This window comes from Fictibacillus iocasae, from assembly GCF_042665465.1.
Classification (GTDB): Bacteria; Bacillota; Bacilli; order Bacillales; family Fictibacillaceae; genus Fictibacillus; species Fictibacillus iocasae.
Genome location: NZ_JBHTCP010000015.1, coordinates 106,863 through 121,544, shown reverse-complemented (window position 1 = coordinate 121,544; position 14,682 = coordinate 106,863). Strand labels below are relative to the sequence as shown.

General features: G+C 43.8%; 14 protein-coding genes. 9 read left to right on the top strand and 5 right to left on the bottom strand.

From position 1 onward, the window contains the following. Positions 1–61 precede the first annotated feature (61 nt). The 3 genes from ACFQPF_RS09730 to ACFQPF_RS09720 form a co-directional block, all read right to left on the bottom strand. On the bottom strand, positions 62–601 hold the full coding sequence (locus tag ACFQPF_RS09730) for a DUF5381 family protein (RefSeq protein WP_379749062.1): 540 nt from the start codon (positions 599–601) through the stop codon (positions 62–64). Between the two features lie 50 nt (positions 602–651). Then, entirely contained in the window at positions 652–1,209 is a 558-nt protein-coding gene (locus ACFQPF_RS09725) for a DUF5381 family protein (protein ID WP_379749060.1), read from the bottom strand. Positions 1,210–1,819: 610 nt separating this feature from the next. Continuing rightward, positions 1,820–2,587, bottom strand: a complete 768-nt coding sequence (locus ACFQPF_RS09720) for a DnaD domain protein (protein WP_379749058.1) — start codon at positions 2,585–2,587, stop codon at positions 1,820–1,822. Between the two features lie 382 nt (positions 2,588–2,969). On the opposite strand from ACFQPF_RS09720, the gene ACFQPF_RS09715 reads away from it, so the two are divergent. From ACFQPF_RS09715 to ACFQPF_RS09705, 3 genes are all read left to right on the top strand, one after another. After that, the gene (locus tag ACFQPF_RS09715) at positions 2,970–4,475 is read left to right on the top strand and encodes a malate:quinone oxidoreductase (RefSeq protein ID WP_379749055.1); all 1,506 of its coding nucleotides are present in this window, start codon (positions 2,970–2,972) and stop codon (positions 4,473–4,475) included. 407 nt (positions 4,476–4,882) lie between these two features. Continuing rightward, positions 4,883–5,968, top strand: a complete 1,086-nt coding sequence (locus ACFQPF_RS09710; protein ID WP_379749053.1) for a DUF4145 domain-containing protein — start codon at positions 4,883–4,885, stop codon at positions 5,966–5,968. Between the two features lie 315 nt (positions 5,969–6,283). Next, positions 6,284–7,465: an endonuclease gene (locus tag ACFQPF_RS09705; RefSeq protein WP_379749146.1), complete on the top strand. Its 1,182-nt coding sequence runs from the start codon at positions 6,284–6,286 to the stop codon at positions 7,463–7,465. Positions 7,466–7,637: 172 nt separating this feature from the next. On the opposite strand, the gene ACFQPF_RS09700 is transcribed toward ACFQPF_RS09705, so the two are convergent. Then, complete coding sequence (locus tag ACFQPF_RS09700) at positions 7,638–8,060, bottom strand: GNAT family N-acetyltransferase (RefSeq protein ID WP_379749051.1); 423 nt, start codon at positions 8,058–8,060, stop codon at positions 7,638–7,640. A 175-nt stretch (positions 8,061–8,235) separates the two neighbouring features. On the opposite strand from ACFQPF_RS09700, the gene ACFQPF_RS09695 reads away from it, so the two are divergent. The 6 genes from ACFQPF_RS09695 to ACFQPF_RS09670 all read left to right on the top strand — a co-directional run bounded on the left by ACFQPF_RS09695 (position 8,236) and on the right by ACFQPF_RS09670 (position 13,268). After that, complete coding sequence (locus ACFQPF_RS09695; RefSeq protein WP_379749049.1) at positions 8,236–8,700, top strand: DinB family protein; 465 nt, start codon at positions 8,236–8,238, stop codon at positions 8,698–8,700. Positions 8,701–8,991: 291 nt separating this feature from the next. Beyond that, a complete protein-coding gene (locus ACFQPF_RS09690; RefSeq protein ID WP_379749047.1) occupies positions 8,992–9,828 on the top strand; it encodes a phosphotransferase family protein in 837 nt (278 codons plus the stop codon). Between the two features lie 62 nt (positions 9,829–9,890). Beyond that, the gene (locus tag ACFQPF_RS09685; RefSeq protein ID WP_379749045.1) at positions 9,891–10,904 is read left to right on the top strand and encodes a S66 family peptidase; all 1,014 of its coding nucleotides are present in this window, start codon (positions 9,891–9,893) and stop codon (positions 10,902–10,904) included. A gap of 132 nt (positions 10,905–11,036) precedes the next feature. Then, entirely contained in the window at positions 11,037–11,696 is a 660-nt protein-coding gene (locus ACFQPF_RS09680) for a Dph6-related ATP pyrophosphatase (RefSeq protein ID WP_379749043.1), read from the top strand. Between the two features lie 29 nt (positions 11,697–11,725). Further along, positions 11,726–12,172, top strand: a complete 447-nt coding sequence (locus ACFQPF_RS09675; protein ID WP_379749040.1) for a hypothetical protein — start codon at positions 11,726–11,728, stop codon at positions 12,170–12,172. Between the two features lie 124 nt (positions 12,173–12,296). Beyond that, positions 12,297–13,268 (top strand): putative periplasmic lipoprotein, encoded by a 972-nt coding sequence (locus tag ACFQPF_RS09670; RefSeq protein WP_379749038.1) that lies wholly within the window; start codon positions 12,297–12,299, stop codon positions 13,266–13,268. 54 nt (positions 13,269–13,322) lie between these two features. On the opposite strand, the gene ACFQPF_RS09665 is transcribed toward ACFQPF_RS09670, so the two are convergent. Further along, positions 13,323–14,669 carry a GntP family permease gene (locus ACFQPF_RS09665; RefSeq protein ID WP_379749036.1) on the bottom strand — a complete coding sequence of 449 codons (1,347 nt, stop codon included), beginning with the start codon at positions 14,667–14,669 and terminating at the stop codon, positions 13,323–13,325. Positions 14,670–14,682 lie beyond the last annotated feature (13 nt).

Sequence of the window (14,682 nt, the reverse complement as noted above, 5' to 3'; positions counted from 1 at the left end):
TCCTCTACTTCTGTTTTTATCAATCGATTGATGAAGTTAATCAGGCAAGGTAAATCGCCATTTACAGTTGGCTTTTTCTTTGATATTGATTTCGAATGAGCACCTCATTTGTTGAAATGAGGTGGTTCCAGTGGCCCTTTGCTTCATGCGTCATATGAGGATAGACATGTTCGTCTATTACATCATAAAAAGTCAGTTCAGAGAGAAGGTTATAGGTTGGAAACCTCATTTTCTTGTTTTCATTCGTTAAAACATATACTTCAATGAACAGGTTAACAGGGTTTCTTTTCAAATATATTTCCTTAATTTTGTAAAAGGGCACCGTATTCTTTTTTGAAGTTAGTCTCCCGTTCTCTCCAGTGTGTACGGTAAATAACACCTTTCCTGGAGGCAAATACCCGGGCAAAATCCAAAGTGTCATATAGATGAAAAATGGTGAAAATATGATCCCTCCACCTAAATACTGAATAGAGCGAACGGAATCAAATTTCAACCCGTCTGTGATGAGTATATAGCAGGAAAATAAACCTCCAAAAATAAAAAGCCCATTCCAAACGTACATGATCCAGTGACCCCTAACTTTCACCGTTCCTCTGTCCATGTTTACACCTCACTTATAGAGCAATCGATTTCTACATTAAGCGGCCTAAATCAATCTGTATGATGAATTTTTCGTTCGTAATCAATGCTTGATAAGAATGGATCATTGGATAGCTTATGGTTCCAAACACGTTTAGCATCCTCTGTCATGTAAGGGTAAATGTGTTTATCCACGAGGTCGTAGAAATTCACCTCTAAGAGCAATGCATACGTGCTAATTCTAATTTTTTTCTTATTAGAATACGTTTCCACAAATATTTCATTAAATAGGGTTATAGGATTCCGTTTAAATTCAATATCTTTTATGTCTTCAAAGGCTATTGATTTTTTCTTTTGGACAATACGTCCGTCTTTCCCAGTTTCTATTGTAAACAAAGCTCTCTTCGGAGGAAGAAATCCAGGCAATCCCCAAAGCGTCTCATACATGAAGAAAGGCATTAACATAATGCCCCCTCCTAAATAAAGGAAGGCGTATTTGGATTCAAACTTCAATCCTGTTTTAATAAGAAAGTAACACGAAAATAACCCACCGAAGAAATAGAGAAAAGCTATTGTGTACATAAAGAAGCTTCCTCTGACTTTTATTACCTTGCGATCTGAAACCGACAAACGGTTGTCCTCCTTCTATCTGCATCCCATCCGCCGCCCGATCATGACTTCTCCTTCGCTTTGGCAAACCATTAATGGCTATCTGTTATTTTCGTATCACACAAGCTGAACCAGCTGATACCCTACAATCCCAATTTGGATAGGTAATAAAAACACTTCCAAACAGCTGCACCCTATTTGATCGAGGCACCCGTCGTTATCTTTCCTTTTCTTCTTTCCTTTGTTTTTTGCCACAATGTACACCTCATGATTCGTTTAGTTGTCTGTTCCTTTTGGTTTAAGCTGCTGTTGCCGGCTACTTCCATACAGAAGTTTCCATAGAAAAATCGTACTAGAATTCGCGTCTCGTTTCCATACGTCTCTAGTAATGGTTTGCAGCGAGTTAGGCTTTGTATGAAAGATTTTATAAAGCTCAATCAACAGTGATATGAAAAATCTCCCATTTATCTACTACCACCTACCTACCTCATGCTAAACCTCTTTCTGTAAAATAATGGTGTGAACAAAGAGGGTGTTCCAGCTATCCTTTAGAAACAGCGTGTTTGCTCGACAAATTAGAGCAGTTTTGTTAGGCGCTTGGTAAGGAAGTCACGTCTATTTTGCTGGGAAATCACATCCCTTCTAATAAACCTTCCAGCCAATGGCGGTTTTCTTGCTCGTCCGTCGGTTGAAAGGTCTGAAGTGACTGCTGCGGGTCACCTACCCAATCGGGAACAGGGGAGCCGGAACGATTTTTGTGAAATGGGCGGATGTTTCCGGTCTTTGTTTGCTGTTGCATTCGAGCTTTGTATTCCTTGCGGGCGGTTATTGCGGCTTCCACGGTACATATGTTCTTCTCCGCCATGCGGTTCAGCATGCTGCGGACATATTCGAACGGCTTGCCGCGCTGTCTGGTGTCGTTCAACGCCCAGATTACGAGATCTTCTGACATGCCGTTCTGCTCCATATAGCTGGCGAGAAGCTGAATTTGTGCCGGACTCGGCTGATCGTGAAAGCTGGCGACAAACGCTTTGAGTAAGCCCGGGCTCGTTGGAGGCGATGGTTTTGCCACGTCTGCGGATTTTTCTGTGGTGCGATCAGTCGTTCGGACGTCAGCAGGGTGGAAAGGAATCATCGTGTAAAGTGGTGCACGTCCGCCGCTACGGGATTCACAATGGATGCGGTTCTTGTCTTTCAGCTCAGCCCGTGCTTTTCGGATTGTCCGATCGCTTAAGCCGGTTTTCACATGCAGCACCGATTCGGCTACCGCGAAACTTTGGGCCCATCCCGCCTTGTTGTTTATGTGGAGAAGTGCATACCATACATTGATGGCGGAAGGAGACAGCTCATTCGTCTCCAGCCAGTCGTAAAAAGCATTCATTTCTTTTATATAATTCATATCGTCTGCCCCTTTTTAGAAAATTTCCTACGACAGTAAATCGAGCGAAATGAGAAAAAAGAGGCTTTTTACGACTTCTTTATTAATATTTTTTATTTTTTTTTTCTTATTGTTTATTTAATGCGGAATGATCCGTGACACGACCTGCGGCATATTTTACGGAAGAATCGAACGAAAAAAGTGACTATTTTTAAATTTTGTTCAATTTTCAGAGCATTCTGGGCGGAATTCTCATTCTTTTTCATATTTAAATAGTTTATAATTATTAGATAATAGTTACTCTAGTAATAGTGTGAATAGATAAGTGTCACTGACGCCGCCCGAGCTTATGGGTGAGGCGCCTAACTTTACACAAACTTCAGGCGATAAAGGAAGGGTATGTATGAGCAGCGTTCAGAAGAAGACAGACGTTATCTTGATTGGTGCGGGTGTAATGAGTGCGACGTTGGGTGCATTGTTGAAGGAACTCGCACCTGATTGGAACATTAAAGTGTTCGAGAAGCTGGCAAAAGCAGGCGAAGAAAGCTCGAACGAGTGGAATAACGCGGGTACGGGCCATGCGGCTCTGTGCGAGCTGAACTATACGAATGAAAAGCCAGACGGATCGATCGATGTGAGCAAGGCGATTAAAGTAAACGAGCAGTTCCAGGTTTCCATGCAATTCTGGTCGCACCTTGTTAAAGCCAAGCTGATTCGCAATCCGCAGGACTTTATCATGCCGATCCCTCATATGAGCATGGTTCAAGGAAAGCAGAACGTCGAATTTTTGAAGAAAAGATTTAAAGCGCTTTCAGGCAATCCGCTGTTTAAAGGGATGGAGTTCAGTGATCATCCGGAAAAATTGATCGAGTGGATGCCTTTGATCATGGAAGGGCGCAAGATGAATGAGCCGATCGCAGCGACGAAGATCGATGCGGGAACCGATGTAAACTTCGGTGCGCTCACACGCATGCTGTTCGACCATCTGCAAAAGCAAGACGTCCAGGTCCATTACAAGCATAGTGTGAAGAACATGAAACGCAGCAGTGACGGATCGTGGGAAGTGAAGGTCGAAAATCTCGAGAGCGGCCGTACGGAGAAGCACCACGCCAAGTTTGTCTTTATCGGTGCGGGGGGTGCGAGTCTGCCTATTCTCCAGAAGACTGGTATTCCAGAGTCGAAGAACATTGGCGGTTTCCCGGTCAGCGGGCTGTTCCTCGTATGTAAGAATCCAGAGATTGTCGCGCAGCATCATGCAAAAGTATACGGCAAAGCCAAAGTCGGCGCGCCGCCAATGTCTGTGCCGCACCTGGATACGCGCTACATCGATAACAAGAAGTCGCTGCTGTTCGGACCGTTCGCCGGCTTCACGCCAAAGTTTTTGAAAACAGGTTCCAATTTAGATCTGATCGGTTCTGTGAAGCCGTACAATGTCCTGACGATGCTCGCAGCCGGCGCGAAGGAAATGGGACTGACGAAGTATTTGATCGAGCAGGTCATGCTGTCGCATGAAAAGCGTGTGGAAGAGCTGCGTGAGTTCATCCCGAACGCCAAGGCGTCGGATTGGGATACGGTCGTGGCCGGGCAGCGTGTGCAGGTGATCAAGGACACGAGAGAAGGCGGAAAAGGAACGCTGCAGTTCGGAACAGAAGTGGTGAGTGCAGCGGACGGATCGGTCGCCGCGCTGCTCGGCGCCTCACCTGGTGCATCGACAGCTGTTCACGTCATGCTAGAAGTGTTCGCCAAGTGCTTCCCACAGCATATGAGCGAGTGGGAGCCAAAGCTGAAGAAGATGATTCCTTCGTATGGCGTGTCATTGTCTGAAAATCCAGAGCTGCTGCAAGAGGTCACCATGTCCACCTCGCAGACACTCGGACTGAACAAAAAAAAAGAAATGAGTTTTAGTTAACGGTAGGAAGAGCCTTCACCTCAATTTTTGGGTGGGGGCTTTTTGATTATGTTCTAGACGTAGTGCGGGTGCGTTGTGAAGCTGCAAATAAAGAGTCTTAGCTGCAAATAAACATGTCATAAAATAAATAAAAATAAGCTAAATTTAGGCTGTGCAAATAAATTTTTAGATCTGCAAATAATGGCCGCGGATTTGCAAATATATATCTTAAATCTGCAAATAAATGTTGAAAATCTGCAAATAAATTTTATCCATGATACTTAATCAGCTAGATTATCTAATTCAGCGGGTAATTACGTTGACTTCACGTAAATCCGCCATTTTTTTAGAAAGAGTATTGCGGTAAAATGGCAATAGCTGATTGACTCCAAGATGCTCAGCGATTTTACTTATGCAGGAGATGGATCATGTCTACATCATCGTACTTTTATCAGTTTTTAGAACCGATTTCCAAAGAGCTGGCGCTGCTGGCTCGTGAATTAGAGCATAGTATCTTTTCGAGTCCGCGAACGATGCTGACGCATTCGCGGGTATTTATTGAGAATATCCTGAAGAACGTGATGATTGTGGAAAAGCTGCCGGAAACGCCGCAGATGACGCTTCTTGAGAGGATCACCCTACTGAACGAGAGCGGATTTCTTGTTCAAAAGGTGAGCGACAGTCTGCACCATGTCCGAAAGGTAGGGAACGAGGCGTCGCATGATTCCAGAATGTTCCGCTATTCTGAGGCGCTGCTGTCATGGGAGGCGCTTTATACGATTGTGAAGTGGTATATCGAATGCTACGGTCCGCTGCAGGTGACCGTGCCGGATTATCAGGAGCCCGCCTTCCCGAAGGACGGACAGTCGGATATTAGTGAACTGATCGCGCGGCTAAAAGCGCTGGAGGAGATCCTCTCGTCGCCACCTGCTGGCGGGACGATAGAAAAAGAAGTGGCCGTCACCGTGGAAGTGGCTGAGCCAGCAAGCTTCACACCGATTCGAGAGCTGGGTTATGGCGGTGAAACCTTAAGCATCCCATACTTTTTGCGAGATGCATTTCTCTTGCCTCAGCGGTTTCCGAAATCAGAAACCTTTTTGATTCGATTAGGCGAGGTGCAGCAGGCGCGGTTCATGAGCGAGCTGCCGGCCAAGCTCGAGAACCTTCATAAACAGGTGAAGCGTTATAACGAAAAGAACGATCAGCAGCTGTTTGAAGAGCTGGCGGTTTTCGTGCAAGAGGAAATAAGGCGGAATGAGATCAGTGATGCTCGCCGCGGCGAGCTCTTATTTTTCTATAAAGCGGACTATATGATCGTGACGGAAAAGCTGTCGAACATACCGCTGTCAGGCGAAGAGTTCGTTGGTATTCCGAGCTTGATTCGCCAGCTGAATGAAAACGGAATCCATACCGTTGGCCAGCTGCCGAAAGAGCTTGTGATTCTCGCTAAATATACGAACGTCGGCATCGGTACAGTTGAGAAGTTGTTTGAGCAACTGAAGAGTAAGCAGTAAAGAGTGGGAACGATAAGGAAAAAAACTCGGACACAACGGTGTGCTGAGTTTTTTTGTTTGTGATGGATGGTAATGAGACGAACGCACAAGCTAATTCATCATTCGCTCGCCTCTATCTTTCTGCCTACAAAACCAAGTTGGCTGCTTGAACTAGGTACATTCTATCTGAAGGAAAGCTGACTTTTTTGCTCCTTTTGTCGCTAGTTAACTCGATTTACAAATCTGTAAAATGTAGTTAACAAACTTGTTGTAGTATTAAAACTGTTTCAAAGGTTATGCGGCATCGGTTCATAAATTGGGGAGGCGTTAATCATGATGAAAAGGTATGGCAACAAACAGTTCCTTTCACTTTTCTCGGTCGTTATGGCATTAATTATTGGTTCTTTATCCTTTATCCCAACATTACAAGCGGCAGGCGACGGATCGTGGAGCAGTCCGTATTCGGTCGCACAAAGCATTGCGAATCAAAACAACACGTTAAAGACGGTACAGGGCTTTGTCGTCGGGCAGCCGACTGCGACCAATACGGTTGTAACCAGCAATTATCCTAGCGATTACGCCATTGCATTGGCAGACAGCGCATCGGAAACGAATACTGCAAATATGGTATATGTTCAGATTCCAACATCTTATCGTTCTACATTTGGGTTAATGACAAATCCGAGTTTAAAAGGACAAGCGGTGAAGGTTACTGGTTATTTAACTTCCTATTTCACGCATGCTGGATTAAAGAATGTCACGGCGATGGAAAAAGTGTCCGGTACAACACCGACCGATCCGCCAACTGACCCAGTAGATCCGCCGGCTTATGATGAAAGTTATTATGCTCCGGCTGTTGGGAAAACAGGTGCGGCGTTGAAAACAGCGCTTCACAATATTATTGACGATCATACAAAGCTTTCCTATGACGCCGTTTGGACCGCGCTGCGTGTGACGGATCAGGATCCAAATAACAGCAACAACGTTATTCTTCTATACACAGGCCGTTCGCAAAGCAAAACATCGAACGGCAGCAATGTGAACGACTGGAACCGCGAGCACGTATGGGCAAAGTCTCATGGTGATTTCGGAACGACAATGGGAGCAGGGACAGACATTCACCACCTGCGTCCGACTGATGTGAGCGTGAACAGCTCACGCGGCAACCTTGATTTTGATAACGGCGGCACACAGCACACAGAGGCGCTCGGAAACTATTATGACAGCGACTCGTGGGAACCAAGAAATGCGGTGAAAGGCGATGTGGCGCGTATGCTCTTTTACATGGCCGTCCGTTATGAAGGGGACATGAGCGGCGAGCCGCAGCTTGAGCTGAACAATCTTGTCAACAACGGAACAGCGCCTTATCACGGTAAATTATCCGTGCTGCTGCAATGGCACGCACAGGATCCCGTCGATAACTGGGAGCGCAACCGCAACAACATCATCTACGACCAGTTCCAGCACAACCGCAACCCATTCATTGACCATCCAGAGTGGGTAGAGCAGATTTGGTAGATATAATGTAAAACGCTGCATGGAAGCCAGTCTGGGCTTTCATGCAGCGTTTTTGCGTACTCCGCACGTTAGATTTTATAGGGGAACACTATGTATGCCTTAGTGCCTGCTAGAATTCAAATTGTCTCACGTTGCATTTTAGTGTGAGGCCTTTAAAGAACGTCTAGACTTGTTAGCTTTTTAATTTAAAATAGATAATTTCAGGATCACCATCGTCTAAATTTTCAACTATACCGCTTTGAATAAATCCATTTGAATCAAATACTTTATGCATATGGATGTTAGAGCGATTCGTAGAAGAAAACACTTTTTCAGTAGTTGAGGTTCTTAACATAAAATCCAACAGAAGACTTGCATATCCTTTACGTCTTTTTAAAGGTGATACAACAATTAGTGATATAAATGAACACTCGAAAAAGTTGGTCTCATATAGTAAAAAACCTACACTATCATTCCCTTCCTTTGCGATTAAACAACGTCCTTCTTCAATAGCATTTTCAATGGTCTTACGTCTACTGGTGTTTCCTATAATTTCACTGTCTATGGTTACTATTTTTTCTGAGTCTGCCATGGTAGCAATAATAACGGTTTTCATGTTGTAGCCCCTTTTTACTGTTTGTTGAAATAAGTTATCGTGAAAATAATACCCTAAAAAGTAAAAAAACTCTGTTATCAACGGAGAAAAGGGTCGGGAGAAAAAGAACACACAAGATAGGATATGGGGATTGAACAGGGAATAGGAAGTAGTAGCTAAAAAAGGGGGTTAAAAAATGATTCTAACAAAAGACGCTTTTTTTGAGGTTTTAGAAGGAAATAGACGATTAACGATACGCATTGTAGAAGCCTTTCCAGAAGATTCATTGTTTGGTTATTCACCTCATCCGCAGCTTAGACCGTTTGCAGAGATGGTTAAAGAGATCGTAAACATGGAACATGGCTATATGAGTGGCGTTGCATTAGATGTGTGGGAATATAAAGATGTTTTTGAGGGGATTTCCACTAAGGAAGAGCTGATCAGAACGTGTGATGAAGTACGTGCTCATACGAGCAAGATGTGGAACGAGATGCCTGAAGAAAGGCTCGAGGTTGTCATGAAAGATCCGTTCTTTGGTGAAGCCCAAAGCCACTTTGCTAGACTTCAGTACGGATTAGAAAATGAAATTCACCACAGAGGACAAGGGTATACGTACTTAAGACTGTTAGGAATTGAACCCCCGGCTTTTTATGAGCGGTAATAATAAAGGTAAGCTTGTAGAGGATGGGTTTCTCTAAAAGCATTTTTCTTAGGTTCTAAAAGAAAACATACCGTTTTGTAGAAGTCCAAACGTTGAAGGGGCTTCATTTTTCAGCACTTTCAAACGACATGTGTTAAAATTTAACAAACTAATTAGAACGTGCACGTATCTACCGACCGCGACCGTCATGTGGATCTTAGAAAGAAAGATTCTAATAAACTGTACGAGAGTGTGGCAGAGAAAGACTAATCATGGGAAAACAGCAGATTGAGAGGAAGAGAAGGAAAGATTATGGAGATAAGAAACGTAATAGCGATACTGGCTGCCAATCAAATCATTGATTCAGAACCTGTGGAGATCAAGCCATTAAGCGGCGGGACTGTTAGTGAATTGTATTTGCTGTGGCTAACGGATGGAAGCAGGGTGGTTGTGAAATCCAATGATCCGCAGATCAATAAAGCAGAAGGTGATTTTCTTCGCTTTTATCGTGATATTCAGCGTCTGCCGCGTCTGCTTTATGTCGATCCGAACGACCAGTATATTGTGTATTCGTTTGTTGAAGGCTCTGTCGGTTACGATGGTACAGATAAACAGGAATGGCTGACGATATTAGTAAGAGATGTGATCAATCAATACAGGCCGGCACCAGACGAAGCTTGGTGGGGCTGGGCTGACGAACCGGTGAATACTTGGAAGGCTTTCCTTTTGCAAAGGGTAATGGAAGCCGGTGAAATGCTGAAATCACACCTTGGTGAAGATGATTTCAACCGGGTGCTGGACGCTATCCAACAGCTGGAAGTGCACACGCCTTATTTGCTTCACGGCGATTTTGGCGTGCATAATTTTATTTTTTACGAAGGGAAATTAACGGGGCTAATTGATCCTACCCCTGTATTCGGCGATCCTCTATATGATTTGCTGTATGCGATCTTTTCTTCGCCGGACCAATTGACGAGGCAGACCGTTGAAACAGCGGTGCATCAACTAAATATTGAAGAATATTCTGTAACAAATTTATATGAAAATATTTTGATTGTCTTGTACTTGAGATTAAGTACGTGCCTGAAGCATCATCCTGATGATTTTGAAGATTATTTAGGTGCATGGGAATATTGGAAAGGTATTTAGGGATGAACTTTTATTAACTGTAAAATATGATCAAGAAAAAAGGTATAGAGAGGGGCTTGTTTATGATACGATATCCGTTTTTAAAGGAGGGGGCAACCATAGGTGTTACTGCCCCATCATCAGGTGTGCCAGAAGATTTGCACAAGCTTGTGGAAGATGCCTGTCACCGCGTGAAATCAATGGGCTATCATGTGTTGTGCGGTAATACGGTTTGGACTCAAAATAAAGTGAGGTCTTCGTCAGCAAGATTTCGGGCAGATGAGTTTAATACAATGATGCAGGATGAAACTATTCATCTCATTTTCCCCCCGTGGGGCGGAGAACTGCTCATTGAGATGCTGGAGTATATTGACTTCGACAACATACAAAATAAGTGGATCGTTGGCTATTCCGATATTAGTCTACTATTATTGGCTATTACACTGAAAACAGGTATGGCTACGGCTCACGGAACAAATTTTGTTGATTTGAGGGGAGACTATTCCGATGAGACGACTCTGATGTGGAGGTCTGTACTTTCTACTAAAAAAGGTGGGTCAATCCTTCAGCATTCTTCTAAAAACTATCAAAAAGAGTGGCAGTATGATAAACCGTCCCCTTATGTATTTCATTTAAACGAACCCACTCACTGGAACACGGTTTCAAACCAATCGGTTAAAATTCAGGGACGTTTACTTGGAGGATGTATGGATAGTATCCGACATATCATTGGCACACCGTATGGAGATGTAGCGGCCTTTCGGAAAAATCATCTTTATAATGAACCTGTGATTTGGTTTCTGGAGAATTGTGAGATGCTGACTACCGAATTACGCCGGACGCTTGTTCAGATGAAATTAGCCGGCTGGTTTGATCAGTGTTCGGGAATTGTGTTTGGCAGAAATCCAGCTAGTACGTCTGTTAATGGCTATACCGTTGAAGAGGTATACGATGAACTAGCGGAAGAACTTCGAATTCCCATCATCTATGACATAGATTGCGGACATTTGCCGCCTCAAATCACTTTTATCAATGGAGCATATGCAGAAATTGAAACAAGTGATGGAAAAGGCACTGTTTTGCAGCATTTTAGATAAAAAATATAAAAAGCTTTGAGCTAAAGCTCCGAGCTTTTTTGTTTACTATTTGGTTAGTTATTCTCAATATTGCAAGCCTAAAAGATGTTACTATTTTAGTAGATAGAATGAGCGATTGAGGTGCATATGGTTATGAAACCAAGAATTGCGATATCGTGGAGCGGCGGCAAAGATAGCGCGCTCGCCTTATATTGCTTGATGAAGGAAAATCAGTACGAGATTGTCTCACTGTTTACGACTTTCACCGAAGGTTACAACCGCATCAGCATGCACGGTGTGCCAGAGTCGTTGCTGGAAAAGCAGGCGGCGAGTGCAGGATTTCCGCTGCGAAAGGTGTATATTCCGCAGACGTGTACGAATGAGGTGTATCAGGAACGGATGCGCCATCAGCTAATACAATTGAAAGAAGAAGGTGTGGAGACGTTCATGTTCGGCGACATTTTTCTGGAAGATGTAAGAAAGTATCGTGAGGAGTCACTGGAGCAAGTGGGGATGAACGCAGTTTTCCCTTTATGGGGGCGTAAGACGGATGAACTGGTCCACACCTTTTTCTCGTTAGGGTTCAAGACGATAACGACCTGTGTGGATACGGAAGTCTTATCCGATGTGTTCTTAGGACGAGTGATGGACGAGGCGTTCATTCGGGAACTGCCAGGCGCAATTGACCCTTGCGGAGAGAACGGCGAGTTTCATACGTTTGCATTTGAGGGGCCGATTTTTAAGAAGAAAGTAGAGTTTAATAGAGGAGAGAATGTGGATCGGGGACGGTTTCATTTTTGTGAGTTGTTATAAAATAAATACATGCTAAGGAGGATGAAGCATTGAGCAAGAATAGTAATAAGTTGAATACGATTGCTCTATTAGTGATTTGGGCTATGTACTGCGTTTCTTTAATGTTACCTTCTCTAGCAACAGCTAACGGAGATGAATTCGGTGGACTTAGTATATTGCTAATAGGTTGGATGGGCTTATTGGCAGGGAAGGTATATGCTGCTGGTTGGTATGCAAACTTGTTTTTCTTTTACATTTCGGTTCAAACGATGAGAGGGAAATCAACTCATATTAGTCATATATTTATGCTGTTATTGACTGTAACTGCATTTATGAGAATTGTGATGCCACTAAATGAAAATGGTGATACATCTGTTGTTACGGAACGGAACCTTGGCTTTTATTTATGGTTCTCTTCCATCGTGTTATTATCTGCTTTGGGATTTATTAATAGGACATTCCGTAGAAATAGAAATAAAAAAGAAAATATTACATAATAGGGCGATGTTCTTAGATAAGTTTACTATTAATTTTATTGGTTAATTGGTAAGTAGATACGGTTTCCATTTCATAACAGAAATTAGTTAAATTGGCGCTTATTGAGCAAATGGGAGTGCAAACATGAAAAAGTTACTGAGTGTATTCATTGGCATCATGCTGCTCTCGGGCTGCTCATCTGACGACGAAGAGCGGTTTTCCCGAAATGCTGAGAGCATGATGAAGGAACGGTATGGAGTAGAATCAAAAGTCTCTTCTATAAAAGAAGCTGGAGCAGGGAGTATCTTTGTTATTTTGGTAGCCTGGATGGTTACGGATGACTTTGAAGCGGAAATGGTGACAGAGGACGAACATGTGATTAAGTTTACGGCATACGGCAACAACGATGAAAATCAGCCTATTGATGATAATTTTATTGAGAAAAAACATGAATACTTATTAAAACACGATGGAGCATACAAGCAAACGATACAATCCTTAAAAAATAATGGATTAGACAGCATAGAGTATGATTCTGGCACAACGGACGGTGCGGCAGCACATGTACACATTAAGGCATCCTATGATGGCCGTACTGTTGATGTGGAGCGGATGGTCAATGATTTCAATACGGGCGCCCGAAAGATTGTCGGAAAGAAGCACTATGAAATCTCCCTTTCTTTATCTACAACTGTTAAAACGATGACAAGCAGTGATTATGATGGGTCCGAAAATGCCCATATCTATACACCAACATACGCTGTCGACAGCCTGGATGAGTTTAAGCAGAAGCTGGCACAGCAGTTCGGTGCATTGCACGCTCAAAAAACGATGACGCAAGAATTTTTGGCGGAATTCGAAAAATATGAAGTGACGGCTTCTTCTGATTTGAAAAAGGTCGAACATGAGGATTTAACGGTGGATTTATATGAACATCATGTCCGAATGTATGTGCAGCAGCCGTATAATGCAGATAGCTTGTTAAAAGCATTCGAATTGCTCAACAAAGCCGGAATGGAAGACACAACGGTCAGTTTGTCATTAGACAAAACAGGAGAAATAGTATGCAAAGCCAGTGACATTCAGAAGCTGGCTGATCTAGAGAAATGCTATTAAACGAGAAAAAACAGCGCTTGCCAGCTAGTTGCGGCAGCGCTGTTTTTGATAGGTTTACACAAACAAACTGAGCAGCAAAACAAACCCTAATCCTGATACGGAGATGATCGTTTCGAGCAAGGTCCATGTGGCGAATGTTTCTTTCATGGTGAGTCCGAAGTATTCTTTGAACATCCAGAAGCCGGCGTCGTTCACGTGTGACGCGATCAAGCTTCCGGCACCGGTTGCGAGCACGACAAGCGCCAAGTTCACGTCGGTTGTGCCGAGCAATGGAATGACAAGGCCAGCTGTTGTAAGAGCAGCAACGGTCGCCGATCCGAGTGAGATTCTTAAGATCGCTGCGATGATCCATGCAAGCAGAATCGGTGACAGCGATGTATCTTTAAATAGCTCCGCCACATAATCGCCGACTCCGCCGTTGATCAAGACTTGCTTGAACGCTCCGCCGCCACCGATGATGAGCAGCATCATGCCGATATGCGTGATAGCGGTTACACAAGAGTCCATCACTTTTTGAATCGGAATCTTACGCGCGATCCCCATCGTATAGATCGCGACGAGCAAAGATAGAAGCATAGACGTTGACGCGTCACCGATAAAACGAATGACCGCAAGCGTACTGTTGTCGTCCACACCCATCGTTTTTTGGACAAGTGTGATGATAGTTGCGATGGACATTAAAATGACTGGAAGCAACGCGGTGAAAACACTGATGCCAAAGCCAGGCGTGTCTTCTAGCTTAAACGTTTTCTGCTCGCCTAATGACGCGATGTTTCCTGTTTTCGTGAATGAATCGGGTACTAGTTTTTTCGCTAGTTTCGTAAATACTGGTCCTGCTAAAATAACGGTCGGGATGGCAATGATAAAGCCGTAAAGAAGAACCTCACCAATATCCGCGCCATATTCGCCCGAGATGACGGTCGGACCTGGATGCGGCGGCAAAAATCCGTGTGTGACGGATAATGCTGCAGCCATTGGAATTCCAAGATAAAGAATCGATACGCGCAGCTCTCTAGAGATAGCGAATACGATCGGGATAAGAAGGACGAGACCGACTTCAAAAAATAACGCAACACCGATAATGAAGGAAGCGGCAACGACCGCCCATTGAATGTTTTTCTCTCCGAATTTATTAACGAGTGTCATGGCGATGCGCTGCGCGCCGCCAGAATCAGCGATTAGCTTGCCAAGCATGGCGCCAAGGCCAAAAATGAGCGCCAGATGTCCGAGTGTTCCGCCAAGCCCCATTTCAATTGTTTTGACGATTTCTTCTAACGGCATGCCGAGTGCGAGTGCCACTCCGAATGAAACGATGATCAAAGAAATGAATGTGTTTAACTTTAAGCCCATGATTAACAGCAGCAATGCAACGATTCCAAGTGCAACGATAACTAATGGCATGATGATGCCCCCC